The 16,020-nt window shown below is 38.4% G+C and carries 13 protein-coding genes; 8 read left to right on the top strand and 5 right to left on the bottom strand.

All coding sequences use genetic code 11. The features are described 5' to 3' along the window. Positions 1-17: 17 nt before the first annotated feature. On the bottom strand, positions 18-1,865 hold the full coding sequence (locus H9I37_RS00495; RefSeq protein WP_187380534.1) for a RelA/SpoT family protein: 1,848 nt from the start codon (positions 1,863-1,865) through the stop codon (positions 18-20). A 173-nt stretch (positions 1,866-2,038) separates the two neighbouring features. Next, on the bottom strand, positions 2,039-3,028 hold the full coding sequence (locus tag H9I37_RS00490) for a LacI family DNA-binding transcriptional regulator (protein WP_187380533.1): 990 nt from the start codon (positions 3,026-3,028) through the stop codon (positions 2,039-2,041). 259 nt (positions 3,029-3,287) lie between these two features. Between H9I37_RS00490 and H9I37_RS00485 the strand changes: the two genes are divergently transcribed. Genes H9I37_RS00485 through H9I37_RS00460 form a run of 6 tightly spaced genes read left to right on the top strand, consistent with a single transcriptional unit; the run spans position 3,288 to position 10,328 of the window. Beyond that, positions 3,288-4,175: an ABC transporter permease gene (locus tag H9I37_RS00485; RefSeq protein ID WP_187380532.1), complete on the top strand. Its 888-nt coding sequence runs from the start codon at positions 3,288-3,290 to the stop codon at positions 4,173-4,175. Between the two features lie 14 nt (positions 4,176-4,189). Next, positions 4,190-5,074, top strand: coding sequence for a carbohydrate ABC transporter permease (locus H9I37_RS00480; protein WP_187380531.1), 885 nt, complete (start codon positions 4,190-4,192; stop codon positions 5,072-5,074). Between the two features lie 56 nt (positions 5,075-5,130). Next, a complete protein-coding gene (locus H9I37_RS00475; protein WP_187380530.1) occupies positions 5,131-6,777 on the top strand; it encodes an extracellular solute-binding protein in 1,647 nt (548 codons plus the stop codon). Positions 6,778-6,802: 25 nt separating this feature from the next. Further along, on the top strand, positions 6,803-8,260 hold the full coding sequence (locus tag H9I37_RS00470; RefSeq protein WP_187380529.1) for a glycoside hydrolase family 32 protein: 1,458 nt from the start codon (positions 6,803-6,805) through the stop codon (positions 8,258-8,260). Continuing rightward, the gene (locus tag H9I37_RS00465) at positions 8,245-8,859 is read left to right on the top strand and encodes a PfkB family carbohydrate kinase (RefSeq protein WP_370586883.1); all 615 of its coding nucleotides are present in this window, start codon (positions 8,245-8,247) and stop codon (positions 8,857-8,859) included. Before H9I37_RS00470 ends, H9I37_RS00465 begins: the two co-directional genes overlap by 16 nt. Continuing rightward, positions 8,856-10,328: a hypothetical protein gene (locus H9I37_RS00460; protein ID WP_187380528.1), complete on the top strand. Its 1,473-nt coding sequence runs from the start codon at positions 8,856-8,858 to the stop codon at positions 10,326-10,328. Before H9I37_RS00465 ends, H9I37_RS00460 begins: the two co-directional genes overlap by 4 nt. A gap of 21 nt (positions 10,329-10,349) precedes the next feature. Here the strand turns inward: H9I37_RS00460 and prmC are convergent, their stop codons facing one another. From prmC to prfA, 3 genes are read right to left on the bottom strand one after another with little or no spacing between them, the layout of a single operon-like run. Beyond that, entirely contained in the window at positions 10,350-11,252 is a 903-nt protein-coding gene (gene prmC / locus H9I37_RS00455) for a peptide chain release factor N(5)-glutamine methyltransferase (protein ID WP_187380527.1), read from the bottom strand. A 19-nt stretch (positions 11,253-11,271) separates the two neighbouring features. Continuing rightward, positions 11,272-11,760 (bottom strand): DUF456 domain-containing protein, encoded by a 489-nt coding sequence (locus tag H9I37_RS00450; protein ID WP_187380526.1) that lies wholly within the window; start codon positions 11,758-11,760, stop codon positions 11,272-11,274. Positions 11,761-11,762: 2 nt separating this feature from the next. Then, positions 11,763-12,854 (bottom strand): peptide chain release factor 1, encoded by a 1,092-nt coding sequence (gene prfA / locus H9I37_RS00445; RefSeq protein ID WP_187380525.1) that lies wholly within the window; start codon positions 12,852-12,854, stop codon positions 11,763-11,765. A gap of 134 nt (positions 12,855-12,988) precedes the next feature. Here prfA and H9I37_RS00440 point away from each other — a divergent pair, with 134 nt between their 5' ends. Then, positions 12,989-13,762 (top strand): HAD family hydrolase, encoded by a 774-nt coding sequence (locus H9I37_RS00440; protein WP_222864159.1) that lies wholly within the window; start codon positions 12,989-12,991, stop codon positions 13,760-13,762. 117 nt (positions 13,763-13,879) lie between these two features. Continuing rightward, complete coding sequence (locus H9I37_RS00435) at positions 13,880-15,943, top strand: tRNA uridine-5-carboxymethylaminomethyl modification enzyme MnmG/GidA (protein WP_187380523.1); 2,064 nt, start codon at positions 13,880-13,882, stop codon at positions 15,941-15,943. Positions 15,944-16,020 lie beyond the last annotated feature (77 nt).

Genomic DNA, 16,020 nt, shown 5'->3' with positions numbered 1-16,020 from the left:
TTTGTGTCGATTTTGTGCTAACTTTTTTGAACATTCCATTCAACTTGGACGCTGCGGCTGTCCTTGTTTGGAATGCGTTGGTAAATCAGACAGTCTGCGCGGTGAACTGTAACTCCGCGTGTCCTCGTAACATATCCTGCAATGATGTTCGGATATTGCGGCTTGCAGCATTGAGCGAGATTGTAGATGACGTTTTTATCGCCCTGAACAAGAACTCCATATTTTTTTACAACTTGTGGTTGGCTTTCATCGTTTTTAGTTTTTCTTTTTGGACGCTGTTTGCGAAGTTTTCCTGTAGTAGGATTTATTGACTGTTGAGCGACTGCGGTTCCGTTTAACTGGGCATTCGACGTATCAACAGTATCTGCCTGTGTAAGAGCAGCAAGGCGTTCGCTAAACGTCGGGTCATTTGCCATCAGCCATGAATGAATCTTTTGATGTGCCTTATTTGTTTTTACAAGTTTGAGTTGGTTTTCCGTAGGGTGAGCTTGCGGATTTGTTATCACTTCGATGATTTGCGTATTTTCAAGCGGTTTTGAAAGCGGGATAATTTTTCCATCAGCTTTTGCAGCGATTATTTTTTCACCGATTGCAGAGTGTATTGTGTAAGCAAAGTCGATAGCTGTCGCCCCAATCGGAAGTTTTTTTACATCTCCTTTTGGAGTGAAAACATATATTTCATCGCCGAGAAGCTCATTTTTGAGAGTTTCAAAATTGTCTCCATCTGTAAGGGTTTCTTTGAGCTTTTGCAATTTGTTGAAAATGTCGAGTTTGTCGGCTTCTACAAGTTCTTTGCTAGTGCCTTTTTTGTACAACCAGTGAGATGCAATTCCATGCTCCGCCGTGTTGTGCATTGCGTGAGTGCGAATTTGAATCTCGAGGGGCTTATCTTCACACATAACTGTTGTATGGAGCGATTGATAGCCGTTTGACTTAGGCATTGCGATGTAATCCTTGAAACGACCGTCTAGCGGTTTCCAAAGCCCATGTACAATTCCAATGAGAGTATAACATTCTGGCGTCGTGTTGCACAAAATACGCAGAGCTAATAAATCGTAGAGCTCTCCCGGCTCTTTGTTCCTCTTTCGCATCTTTTGATAAATCGAATAAAAGTGTTTTGCGCGGCTTTGAATTTCAACATCGATTCCGGCCTTGAACGATTGCTTTTTAATCTCATCGACTGCATTCCCAAGATATGCAGAGCGTTCGTCCTGCTTTTGAGAAACAATCGATTTTATCTGTTGAAAAACAGCTGGGTTTGTATATTTCAGGCTCAAATCTTCGAATTCATTTTTTTCTTCCTGCATTCCAAGCCTGTCAGCAAGCGGTGCCCAAATCTCTAAAATTGACTGTGCGATTGCGTGGCGTTCTTCTTTCGGAAAACAATCGATGTTTCTGATTCTGTCGAGACGGTCTGCGAGCGTAATCAAAATAATCCTTGCATCATCGCTCATCGCAAAAAGCATTTTTCTGATTGCGTCCGACTGATGAAGCGTCTTTACGTTTACAGGCAGATTTAGAATCTTGTTTGTAGTCAGGATGATTTTATAAACGTTTTCGCCGAATTTTTCTTTTATCTGTTCCGGTGTAACTTCAAAGTTGTTTATTGAATGAAGAATCGCCGCGATGATTGTGTCGCAGTCGAGCTTGTCCTGTGCGAGTATCTCAGCGACCCTGAGAGGATGAATATAAAATGGCTCCCCACTTGAACAGATTTTTCCATCAGCTTTTAAAACAAGAAGATTCCAGGCGAGTGTAATTTTCTCTTTTTCTTCCTGCGAAAAATACTCATGGAGAGAAAGAAACTCATTTATCAGAGCGGAAGAATCGTTTATATCAGAATTAAAAACATTTTTTTTAGCCATTTTTGTTCCGAGTTCAAGTTATATATTAAAAATAACAAATTATTTTGAAAAAAAACAGTAAATTTGTTTGAAAACAGAAAAATATGAAAAGGCTAAGATTGCGATGCGGATACGGGGCTCGATAAAATATAGCAGTTTACCAAGAAACGGCAATTACTTATATTCAGAGAATTCTAATGGGATGTGGTGTTCCCCTGCCCAAATTCGACAGGAATATAAATAATAGGATATTTAATTTCTGAAGGGTCTTGTAGCAGGATTGAAACTGAAGTCTGAGCTATTTTTTCTACAGACTGCACAATTGTAGAACAATGATAGCGTCCATCTATATAAGATTTAATTCCATCAAAACCTATTACCTGTACATCTTCCGGAACAGAAAGTTTCAACTGCTTGAGCATTTTGATAACTTTAAGCGCCAGAATGTCTGTTACACAGAAAAGTCCGTCATAATCAAGTTTTCCATTATGATAATGTTCTTTTAAGAAATCAAAAAAAGCGTCTACAGGTGCCTCGTCCCCAATAATCTTAAGATCGTAAGACAGTCCACATTCCATACATCCATTTTCAAAACCTGCTCGTCTTTTATTTGGCTCATTGTTAAGGCTTGAGCCTGTTCTCAGAAAAGCTACTCTTTTACATCCTAATTCTGCCAGTTTATGGGCTGCAATGCTTCCTCCTCCAAAATTATCTGATGAAACACAACAGATGTCAGGTGATAAAACTCTGTCTATGGAAACAAATGGAATGTCCGATGGAACCGAAAGTTCCGGGTTATAGGTAAGCCCTATAATACCGTCAACTCTGTTTCTTTGAACCATTTCTATAAAATCCTGTTCTTGATGTCTGTCAAAGTCGGTACAGCATAGGAACATTTTGTACCCTTTCTGGAGCAATGCCAAATTTATTGCATTTGTCAGAATGGCGTAAAATGGATGTATTGTGTTTGGAATAATAAATGCAACTGTATTTGTTTTATTAGATTTCAATCCTTTTGCATAATTGTTTATTTTATAGCCAAGCTTTTTTACGGCAGCATCTACTCTTTTTTTATATTCATCTCCCACCGGCAGATTGTTGATAACATTTGAGACTGTCCCTAAGGCAACTCCAGCTTCCTTTGCGACATCTTTCATTGTGGGTAAAGAGTTCTTTGCTTTCATATAAATGCTCCGTGTCTGTATTTTGGATTATAAAACCTGATTTTAATATTGTAAATATAAAATTCACAAAAATCATGAAATATAACATATTAATTCATGAAAAGTGAATGAAATCTCTAGATTTTTTAATGAAAAAATTATAAAAACACGATTTTTTTAAAAATATTAAAAAAAAACTTGACAACAGCTTATTTTGGGCTTATAACGATTATGAAACGTTTCACGTATTAAGGTTTGAAAATTCATACTAGGAGGCAATATGAAAAGAAAAGTTATTGAATACTGGCAGTTGTATTTAATGCTGTTTATTCCTGTTATAATTACTTTTATCTACAAGTATATCCCAATGTATGGAATCCAGATTGCATTTAAGGATTTTAAAGCGAGTAAAGGGATTACAGGCAGTTCATGGGTTGCTTTCAAATGGTTTATCAGATTCTTTTCTTCTCCAAATTGTATCCGTATGATAAAAAACACTTTTCTCCTTAGCCTTTATAGCCTTTTATGGAGTTTCCCAATTCCAATCATTTTGGCTCTTGTTTTGAACCAACTAAAATCTAACAGAATGAAAACTTCAGTTCAGACTATTCTTTATGCCCCTCACTTTATTTCTACAATGATTGTATGCGGTATGGTCAGAGTTTTTTTAGATCCTGCCGGCGGGCTTGTAAATCTTATTTCCGGAACAAATATTGACTATCTGGCTGAACCAAATGCTTTCCGTACTATTTACATTGCATCTGGAATTTGGCAAGAGGCGGGCTGGGGAATCATTATTTATAATGCAACACTTTCTGGAATTGATTCAGCTCTTTATGAGGCTGCGGAAATAGATGGTGCAAATGTATTTAAGAGAATCTTTCACATCGACTTTCCGGCATTGCTTCCAACTATTGTTCTTATGTTAATTATGAGCTCGGGAAATCTTATGAATGTAGGATTTGAAAAAGCATGGCTTTTACAAACTGACTTAAATAAGGTAAACAGCGATGTAATTCCTGTTTATGTTTATCAACAGGGTATTGAAAATGCGAAATACAGTTATGCGACCGCAGTCGGTTTGTTTAACACTGTTGTAAATATTGTGCTGCTTTTAGTTGTAAACAAATTAGCTAAAAAGATTTCTTCAGAAATAAGTTTTGTATAAGGAGGAATGCCGAAATGAAAAATAAAACAGATCGCGAATTTGGATATTTTGTGTTGGCTATTATGGCCGTCCTTGTTGCTGTGATTGTTGCCTATCCATTGTATTACGTACTGGTGGCATCTGTTTCTAATCCTTATGACGTATATGCCGGCAAGACCTTTATTAAGCCGAGCGGTTTTACATTAAAAGGTTATGCTGCGGTTTTTAGCGATAACGGACTTTTTATGGGATTCGTGAACAGTGTCAAATACACTATTTTAGGGACAGCTTTTTCTGTTGCCATGCTTTACCTTTGTGCCTTTCCATTGAGTGTAAAAGCTCTTCCCGGTAGAAAAATTATAAGCATTTTCTTCATTATAACCATGTATTTTGGAGGAGGATTAATTCCTACTTACCTTATTGTAAAGAGTACTGGCTTAATCAACACCACTGCCGCAATTATTATTCCTGGCGGAGTTGCAGTTGGAAACATGATTATTGTCCGCAGCTTTTTTGAAAACTCTATGCCTAAGGACTTAATGGAAGCTGCAAAAATAGATGGTGCATCTTACTGGAGAATTTTCTTGCAGATAATTATACCGCTCAGTAAGCCAATTATGGCTGTAATGTTGGTATATTCCATGGTTGCTTACTGGAACGACTGGTTTACAGCTTTAATCTATCTTCCGGGACAGGCAAAGGCTCCGCTTCCTCTTGTGTTACGCAATATTTTGATTAAAAGTTCAGTTAGTGCAGCTCAGGCAAGTACTATTTCTGGCGGGTATGCAGAGCTTAACAAGCTTACGGAAATGATAAAGTTTTCTTCAATGATTGTTGCAGCTATTCCAATGCTTGTTATCTATCCATTTGTACAAAAATATTTTGAAAAAGGAATTATGGCCGGCGCTGTTAAAGGCTAATCAAACACGGCGCGGCTAAATAAATAATAGTTCAATAATTAAAATAGGAGGATTATATGAACGCAAAGAAAAGAGTTTGGAGCGCAGTTGCTTCAGTCCTTGTAGGATCAGCTGTTTTGCTTTCGCTGATTTCATGTGGTGGAAAAGGTTCAAAAGAGGATCGCTCTAAAACAGACTTTAAAGTGTTGGCTGGAATGAGTGCTTTAAGTGCCGGCTATGACAAGAGCGTGATTCTTAATGAGATGTCTGGAAAAGCAGGAGTTAGCATTAAATGGGAAACGTTAAGCGATTCAGTTTCTGAACAGGTAAACATTCGTATTGCCGGAAATGAACTCCCAGATGCTTTCCAAGGAATTGGATTCAGCAACTATGAACTTTCTGAATATGGTCATGACGGTACCTTTATTGATTTGACAAAATATTTGACGGACGAATACATGCCAAACCTTTCTAAAATCTTAAAGAAACATCCGGAAATTAAGAGTGCTATTACAATGTCCGATGGAAAGATTTACGGACTTCCTTCGGGAGAGCAGATGGGAACTGCTGCTATTGGAGCAGATGTAAATCATTCAATTTTTGCGATACCGCAATTTTCTATGATTAATAAAGCATGGCTTGATAAGTTGGGACTTGATGTTCCTCAGACTTTGGATGAACTTTATGTTTGTCTTAAAGCCTTCAAAGACAACGATATGAGTCATACTTATTATGGAAATGCTGCAGGTTCAACTATTCCAATGAGCACAGGTTTTGACCAATGGTGCTGGGGTCAGAATATTTTCTATGCAGGCTTTGGTTTTACTAACTGGATTAATGATGTAATAAGTGACTTAGTCTTGAATGACAATGGAAAAGTAGATTTTGTTTCTACAAGAGATAAATATCGACAGGCAGTTACATACTTCAGCAAGTGGTATAAAGAAGGTTTAATTGATCCTGCAATGTTCAGTATGAAGGCTACTCAGCTTATTTCTAAATGTTCCAACGGTTATGTTGGTGTTTCCACGTGGTGGTATATTGAAGAATTGATGGGACCTCATTCTGCAGATTATGTTTTCCTTCCTGTTCTTAAGGGTCCAGATGGAACATATAATGTTACAGTTCGTACTGGTGGCGGGACAACAAGTGGAAATCTTTCTATAACAAAAGCCTGTAAAAATCCTGCTGCTTTGCTTAAGTTCTATGACTTGTGGTATGAACCGGAGAATACAATGCAGCTTCAGTATGGTCCAAAAGATGTTTTCTTTACTGGAAAAGATGAAAATGGTTTATGGCTTTCTATCACAGAATCAGAAGCAAAACAAAAATATGGAAAAGGAGCAGGAGAGCTTAAATCAACTTTTGAAGTTGCAGGTCCAAAGTTAATTCTTGCTGATTATTACAGAACAACTTTCAAGATGGAAGACCGTGCTATTGAACGTCTTACAGATTTGGATAATTACTGGATGAAGTTTGTTAAGAGCGATATAACTTACCCTGTAGACTGTGTTTTCACAAAAAATGAACTTGATATAATCGACACCTATAAAACTGATTTTGAGAATACTGTTGCTGAATATGAAGGAAAATGGCTTAAAGACGGGGGACCTACTGACGCAGAATGGGAAGCTTATAAATCTATGCTTAAGAAGAACTGTGGACTTGATGAGCTTATAAAGGTTTATCAAGATGCGTATGATAGATACAAGAAGAACTTGTAAGCTATAAAAGCAATAAGGATGTATAATGATGGAGCAGACAATACTTGAAAAAGCGCGTAAATATGAAGCAGAATGTCCTATATTAATTCGCCCGGTTTTTCATCTTACTCCAAAAATTGGCTGGATGAATGACCCTAACGGATTTACATTTTATAATGGAGAGTATCATCTGTTTTACCAATATCATCCTTATAGCACTGTGTGGGGACCAATGCATTGGGGACACGCAGTTTCTAAGGATCTCTTAAAGTGGGAATATATTCCCGTAGCCTTGGCACCAGATACCCCTGCTGATGCCAAAGGTTGTTTCTCTGGTTGTGCAGTTCCTATGGAAGATGGGAAACTGGCGCTTGTCTATACAGGGGTTTCACAGAATGAAAGTCAGGTACAGTGCCTTGCGGTTGGAGATGGAAAAGACTTTATAAAATCTGAAAATAATCCTATAATAGACAAAAAACTGCTTCCCGAGGGGGCGACTGTAAAAGACTTCCGTGATCCAAAGATTATTAAAACAGAAGACGGGTATATAGCTTTTATCGCAAATCTTAATGAAGATAAACTTGGTCAGATTTTAACCTTCAAAAGTAAAGACTTAACGAGCTGGACATTTGATAAGGTTTTTGCAAAAAATCAGAAAGAGGGCAAAAAAAGCGTTGGTATTATGTGGGAATGTCCAGATTTTTTTAAACTGGATGATAAATATGTTCTTATGCTCAGTGCTCAGGGTGTTACTCAAAACGCAAGGTTGCACTCTGGAAATATTGGTGTATATGCAACAGGTAATTTTGATAAAAATGGAAACTTTGTATACGACACTTTTTATGATGTTGATTGTGGTACAGACTTCTATGCTCAGCAGACAGTTCTTTCTCCAGACGGCAGAAGAATTATGATTGGCTGGCTTCAAAACTGGGATACTTGTGGATATAGAACAGAAAATTCCCAATGGTATGGACAGATGTCCGTGCCTCGTGAAATTACCATTAAAAATAATAAATTAATCCAGCAGCCTGTAAAAGAACTGCTTTCAATGCGTTGTAATGAAGTTCAGGTTAAGTCTCAAATCATAAATAATGAAGAAAAGCAATTTACCGGAATTTCTGGAAATAATTGCGATATGGAAATTTATATACAAAAATCGGATGACTCTTTATCAGACTTTGAAATACATTTTTTCCAGAATGATGAGAAAACAGAATATGTCTCTCTGTCATACTCATATAAAAAACAGCAGCTGATCCTAGATCGTTCATTTTCTGGAACAAAGTCTGCTTGTCTCCATCAAAGAAGCATAAAGTATGGATTTAAGGGTGAAGTATTAAAGATTCGTGCTGTGTTGGATAGTAATTCCTTGGAATTATTTTTTGGCGAAGGGGAACTTGCTATGTCAATGGCTGTATATCAAAATCATACCAATAAAAATATTACTTTCATGAGTTATGGAATGTCCGAAGTTTCTATTTGTAAGTGGGATATAAAATAAAAAATTATGATGTAACAGCTTTAGGCGAACTATTGATTGATTTTACAGAAAATGGTTTAAGTAGGCAGGGGAACTTTCTTATGGAAGCAAATCCTGGTGGAGCCCCCTGTAATGTTCTTGCTATACTTACAAAATTTGGCAAAAAAACTGCTTTTATAGGAAAGGTAGGAAATGACTTTCTGGGGCATCATCTTGCAGATGTAGTAGCGAAGATTGGAATAGATACTCGCAATCTTTTATTTGATAATGCAGTACATACGACACTTGCTTTTGTTCATACCTTTGAGGAAGGGGACAGAGATTTTTCTTTTTATAGAAACCCAGGTGCAGACATGATGCTCCGTGTAAAAGATGTTGACCAGAAGTTAATCGCAGATTCGAAACTTTTTCACCTTGGAACTCTATCAATGACAAATTCTGAAGTTAGAAAAGCTACAAAGACTGCAGTTATGACTGCAAAGAAAAACGGCTGCCTTATTTCATTTGATCCGAATCTTCGTGTACCTTTATGGAATAAACTTGAAGAGGCTGATTATATAATTAATGAAATTAGTTCACTAGGAGAAGAATTTTTTCTGAAAGATATTTTTGAAATATGAAAAAGATACTATTCGTTATTTTTATTCCCTTAATTCTACTCTCATGTAGAAAAATATATGATTTTTCGCAATTACAAGAAGCGCATTCTTCAATAGTATTAGATTTAGAATCTAAAAAAATTGTATTTGTTGGAGAAAATCATAGCAATATTTATCCAATATTGTATTTTACAAAATATTTAGATGATTTTTATGATGCTGGTCTAAGATATATATTTCTTGAGGGTAATTATCCAATGTTACAATTTGATAGTAACGTATATAAAATAATTCCTCCTTGGATTAACAGTGGGTGGAGGTATGAGGAGCATATACTGGAAGAAAGGATATTGAATATTAACAATATGAATAAAAACGATCCAATTCATATAATTTTTCCAGAAGAAGGTTTCATCGAAGATGCTAATTACACATTAAAGGGACAGTGTGAATTATTAAATAAGAGAGACTATTACGCACAGTCTAACATAATAAAGTCTCTTGAGGGTTCTAAAAAAAGCGAGAAAGCAATTGTTTTTTATGGAAGTGATCATGGTAATAGAAATGTGCAAAAATTTTATGATTTTGATTGGAAATCAATTGGTGTGTATTTGAATGAATATTATGGTAAAAATTTTGTAAATTATAAAATAGATACATTTTATGACTCGAGTCAAATATATGGGAAATTTGGTGAAAAAGAGTGTGTGGTTGTATCTGACTCTATTAAATTGAATTTGTATAGGGAAGATTTTATCTCATCTTATGAGAGGCTGTGTATTACAAAAACAGAATTGTATGGAGTTCCATACTGCTATATTCCAACGAAAAAGAATATAGATGTACTAATACAAAATGTTCAGCTTCAAATAAATTCTTCAGGAAGAAATAAAACACAGCCAACTGTTGTAGGAAATAACTATATGCAATTCTTGTTGGCGACTTACTATCTTAAATATTACTTTGGGAATGATTTTCCATACACATTTGAAACTGATTTTAACCAGTTGCAGCCAGCATTAGAGAAAATTAGTCCCTTAATCAATAAAAATCAACTTTATGGAGATTCAAAAATAGAAGAACTGGAAGAATATGCGAAATATTTATATGCGTATGGGATGCTCACGGAATATTTAAATAATCCAAAACCAGAATACATAGAAGGTATTTTATATAATATGAAAGAAGCTAACAAGATAAATTCTCACGATATCTGGCCCCAATATTGGATAAGTTATTTCAGGACGGAACAAGCTGGCTACTCAGAGAAAAAATCTGACTATAGAAAAGCGCTAAGAGAATGGGAGAAGCTTTTGCGAAACCAGTTGATATATGCAAGCCCAGTATTAAAACTCACTTACAGAAAGATGGCACTTTGTGAGGAGAAAACTGGAGATTTTGAGAAACAGCAATTTTACTTGGAAAAAGCAAGGCAAGTCTCATCTTTACTGGATTTTGATTACAAACAGTACGTGTATTTTGGTTATTAATTCCCTCCATCAAACGCTGCTTCACTCCATCTCGACAATACGTAATTGCCCTTCCAAGTCTTTGTGAATTCGCGTTTTAAATCCAAATGATTGAGCGATTTTCTCTGCGTTTTCCGCATTGTATTCACCGGTTTCAATCAAAATAGTTCCTCGCGGGGAAAGATGTGCTTTTGCCTGTGGAATTAAATTTCTTATGATTTCAAGTCCGTCGTCGCCACCTCTCGTCCTGTCGGGTTTTACGTCTCCGTCGAGGGCAAGGCGAGGCTCACCCCTTCCGTCTTTTAATAAAACATCTACCATTTTGTGAGGAATATACGGTGGGTTCGAGAGAATCACATCAAAAGAATGAGGCAGCATTTCAAAAAGATTTGTCTGAATAAAGCGCACTCTGTCTGTCTGCGGTAAAAGGCTGTCGGCGTTTTTTTTTGCAATTTCCAGAGCAGGCTGAGATATATCTGCGAGCGTGAACTTCGGAAGCATGTTTTCTGGAATATCGTGATTTTCTTTTAGAGATTTTAAAACTGAAAGCGCGATACAACCGCTCCCTGTGCACATGTCGCAAACTGTCAGGATTTTGTTCTGTTGTACTTCCATTTTTGTTATGATTGTATCTATTGCACGCTCTACTAAAATTTCTGTATCAGGTTTTGGAATTAAAACTGCCGGTGTCACAAAAAAGTCATAGCCGTAAAATTCTTTATGACATATTATATATGCAATCGGGAAACCTTTTTTGCGTTTTGAAACTGCGTCATTGAGCCATGCAAGTTTTTCATTGTCTATCGGCTTATCGCGGTTTAACAAAAGTTCGGTTTTTGAATAGCTGAAAGCGTGTTGTATTAAAACGTCTGCGTCGAGCTGGGGTGTGGTAGAAAATGGGGTCAGGTTGTCAACAGCAGATTTTTTGAATTCTGATATTTTCATCTGAAATCTTAGTTTAACCTTAGCGATGAAAAAATGAAACTATATAAATCCAGATAAAGCAAAGTGTTGTTATCAGTTTGAGCCCGGTCCCGAACAAAAATCCTGCAAAAGAACCGACTGCGGTTTTGAGCGAAGCGCTAAAGTTTCCGTTTGAGTGAATAAGTTCTCCAATCAAAGCGCCTACGAACGGACCAATAACTAAACCGACAGGCCCGATAAAAAATCCGATTATCATCCCGAGCAGGGAGCCTCTGACTGCATATTTACTTCCGCCGAACTTTTTTGTCATCGCAGCGGGAATAAAATTATCTGCAATTGAGACAGCAGCTGCAATGATTCCTGTTATCACAAGTGTTGGAATTGAAACTGAATTGTACGACGAAAAAAAAGCGGCAAGAAGTCCGAGCCACGCTAAAGGAACTCCGGGAAGAACCGGGACAACAGTTCCTATTAAGCCAACAACGAGAATAATGCCTGCAGCTATTGTTATCAAAATATTGTAGTCCAATTTTACTCTTCACTCAAAGAACTTACGTCAGCCTTTAATTGCTCTTCTTTTGCGTAGACATTCAAGGCGTCAAGCATATCGTCCATGTCGCCCATCATAAAAGAAGGGAGATTGTGCTGGCTGTAGTTGATTCGATGGTCTGTTACGCGGTCTTGAGGAAAGTTGTAAGTTCTGATTTTTTCAGAGCGTGCACCTGAGCCGACCATGCTTGAGCGAGCTGCCGCTCGTTCTTCCTGTTTTTTAGATTCTTCAAGGTCGAACAATCTGGCACGAAGTACGCGGAACGCTTTTTCCTTGTTTTTTATCTGTGATTTTTCATCTTGTTGAATTACAACAATCCCTGTTGGAATATGGGTTAGGCGTACCGCAGAGTCTGTCGTATTTACACACTGTCCTCCGGGTCCTCCTGCCCGCATTACGTCAACGCGAACGTCTCCCGGTTTAATTTCGATTTCTGTTTCTTCCGCTTCCGGCAAAACTGCGACTGTCGCTGTAGAAGTCTGCAATCGTCCCTGACTTTCTGTTTGAGGAACGCGCTGAACACGGTGAACGCCTGATTCCCAACGCAGTGTTCCGTATACAAATTTACCGCTTATTGATGTTACGATTTTGTTGAATCCGCCGACTTCAGTTTCCTGCACTTCCATCGTTTCTGTTTTCCAACCTTTTCTGTCTGCAAGGTGAGTGTACATTTCCCAAAGGTCGCGCACAAATAAAGATGCTTCATCACCGCCGGCGGCTGAGCGAATCTCAAGGATGATGTTTTTTTCATCAAGAGGGTCGGGAGGGACGAGTTTCAGTTTTATATCTTCTTCAAGCTTCGGCTGATTTTCTTCAAGTTCTTTAAGTTCTTCGCGAGCCATCTCTTTCATTTCAACATCATCTTCCGACGTTATCATCTCTTTTGCATCTTGGATACCTTGAAGGACGTTTTTATATTTTTTACTTAGTTCACATAATTCTGATAAATATCCATGTTCACGCATTGTGTCTTTGTACTTTTTCGGATCTTTTACAAGATTTGGATCCATGACAAGGTCGTTGACTTCTTTAAAGCGTTTTTCACATTCATCGAGTTTTTTGAGTAAATCCATAGTTCGGGTATTCTAGCACAGATTTTATTTAGTGAAAAGCGAATGTTTGATAGGCGAAACTGTGGCTCGAGGAGTGTTTGCTACCGATGTGAAATATTTTCAGTTTTTTGATGCGTTGGCGCCGGCGGGAAAAATTGTTAGACACATGGGAATTTATTGACGACCGGCGGGAAAATAGCAACTGGTGGAAAAAAAATCAGAGTTTGCTAAAAAAAACAAAAATCATTATAGTCGGATATATGAAATATTTACTTGCAATTTTTGATTTAGACGGAACAATCTTAAACACGCTCCAGGACCTTGCAGATTCAACAAATGCAATTATGAAAAAATTTGAATTTCCTGAACACACTGTTGACAACGTTCGTCTGATGGTCGGAAACGGAATCCCAAAGCTGATTGAAAGAGCGATTCCTGATGGCGTCAACAACCCGAAATACAATCAAGTGCTTGCAGATTTTATCGATTATTACAGAAATCACTGCGAAATAAAAACAGCACCTTATGACGGAATGATAGAAGCTTTCAAGGCTCTTAAGTCTGCTGGGGTAAAAATTGCAGTAAACACAAACAAAGATGAAACCGCTGCAAAAAAACTCTGTGATAATTATTTTCCAGATTTAATCGATTATGTTTCCGGTGGGCGAAAAGGCAAACCTCACAAACCCGACCCTGTTGGAGTTTACGAGATTTTTAATCATTTTGGATTTGAATGCAGTTCAGATTGTAAAAAGGCAGTTTTTATAGGCGACTCAGAAGTTGATATTCAAACAGGCACAAATGCAGGTTTGGATGCAATCGGCTGCGCATGGGGATTTCGAGGCAAAGATTTTCTGGCTCAGCACGGTGCAAAAATCATTGTCATGACTCCATCTGAAATGGCAAAAGTGATTTTAGGCATCGGGTGATGTTTTATTTTTACGGTGCGTTTGCTATAAATCAGCCTTTTTATACGCAAATTCTCACAATGATGTTTTATTGTAAAAAAATGGCGTTTTAAGTATAATCCTTGCACGAGGAAAAAAATGCCCGGGTTTTATGATTATTACGATGTTGCTGTAGTTGGCGCCGGCCATGCAGGAATTGAAGCAGCTCTTGCCGCTGCACGGATGGGGCTTAAAACTGTTCTTATTACACAAACTCCGGATACAATCGGCAGGCTGAGCTGCAATCCATCTATAGGGGGAATTGCAAAAGGCAACATTGTCCGCGAAATCGATGCGCTCGGCGGCGAAATGGCTAAGCTCATCGACCGCTCCATGATTCAGTTCCGAATGCTAAACAAAAGCCGCGGACCTGCCGTCCAAGCACCTCGCTCTCAAGCAGATAAAATTGCATACTCAATGCTTGCTCGAAAAATATGTGAGCAGACCCCAAACCTTTTTACTCTTATGGACACAGTTATAGATGTTCTCACAACTGCATCTTCAACGCCTCTTCCTCCAAATTCTGACAGCCATGCAGAAAAAGGGTCAATTCCCGGCGAAAGCCGTCACTCAGGGGAAACTTTGGCTGCAAAATCGGGGATGCGTCAAAAAGTAACAGGAATTGTCACGGAGCGTGGGAGAATTATTCCAGTGCGTTCCGTAGTGTTAACAACGGGCACATTTCTAGGTGGACGCATTTTTATCGGCGAATACGATGCTCCTTGCGGTCGTGTCGGGGAATCTGCTGTTTACGGTTTAACAGAAAGTCTTCATCGACTTGGGTTCACGACCGGACGCCTTAAAACAGGTACACCGCCTCGTATTCTTCGTAAAACAATCGACTTTTCTAAGCTTGAAGAACAGCCTGGCGACAGCGAAGTTATTCCGTTCAGCTTTGATGATGAAACTGTTGAACGCCCATTTGTCCCTTGCCATATAGTATTCACAAATGAAGAAACTCATAAAATAATCCGCGACAATATTGGTCGCTCTCCGCTGTACTCGTCAAAGATAAGCGGAATCGGACCTCGCTATTGTCCATCAATCGAAGATAAAGTCATGCGCTTTAAGGAACGTGATCGCCATCAGATTTTTGTTGAACCGGAGGGCATTGAAACTGAAGAGATTTATCTGAACGGACTTTCTTCGAGTTTGCCGGAATCTGTTCAGGACGCTTTTATGAGAACGATGAGCGGATTTGAAAACGCCGTCCAGAGCCGTCCCGGGTACGCAGTAGAATACGATTTTGTTGAGCCGACGCAGCTGTATCCTTCGTTGGAGACAAAACGTGTTGCAGGGCTTTTTAATGCGGGTCAAATAAACGGAACTTCAGGGTATGAAGAAGCGGCTGGGCAGGGGCTCATCGCTGGGATAAACGCAAGTCTTTATGCGCGCTCCCATATTGCTCAGTGTGGACCGTTGAGTCCAATCCCTGAATCTTTAAACGGAGTTCCTTTGAGCATGGAGCCCGGATTTTTTTGCCTCAAAAATGATATGACAGCCGACGAAAAGCGTCAATTTGCAGAATTTTCTGAACGTGAAACAAAAGAATTAAATCAATATGAAGCAAAATTTCAACATGAATCAGGCTATGACAAATTCGAATTTATTCCTGAGTATAAACCGATAATTCTCGGTCGCGATGAAGCGTATATAGGTGTTTTAATCGATGACCTCGTGACGCTTGGGACAAAAGAGCCTTACCGTATGTTTACGGCACGCGCTGAATACAGGTTGAAGCTTAGACACGATACAGCCGACCGCCGCCTTGTAAAATATGCTTTTGAATGTGGTCTGAAAACGCAGGCACAGTTCGATGCTGTAAACGAAAAATATGCGCGGCTTGAAGAAATTGAATCACAGCTTTTGAAAAATCCTGAAATGGAAAACCCCGGCTACCCGGAAAAAGACTGGCAAGAAGCAAAAATCGAAGTCAAATATAAATATTACATTGAAAAGCAAGACAAGCGTGTGGAAAAACTTCACAAAATGGAAAACGCTCATATCCCGGCAGATTTTGATTACGGTTCGATACCTTCTTTGTCTGCAGAATCGCGGCTTAAGCTCGAGCAGATTAGACCTGTGACTTTGGGGCAGGCAAACCGCATTTCAGGCATACGAAACAGCGACATCATGCTGCTGATGGTTTACTTAAAACGATAGGTACGCATTCTTGAACATATTCCCTAGTTGAATTATTCAATATATGTTAAACTTTGCTTCATTATAGTTTAAGGAGA

Source organism: Treponema sp. Marseille-Q3903 (genome assembly GCF_014334335.1).
Lineage (GTDB): Bacteria > Spirochaetota > Spirochaetia > Treponematales > Treponemataceae > Treponema_D.
Note: the sequence above shows the minus strand (reverse complement) of the source record. Positions and strands in the feature narration are given on the sequence as shown.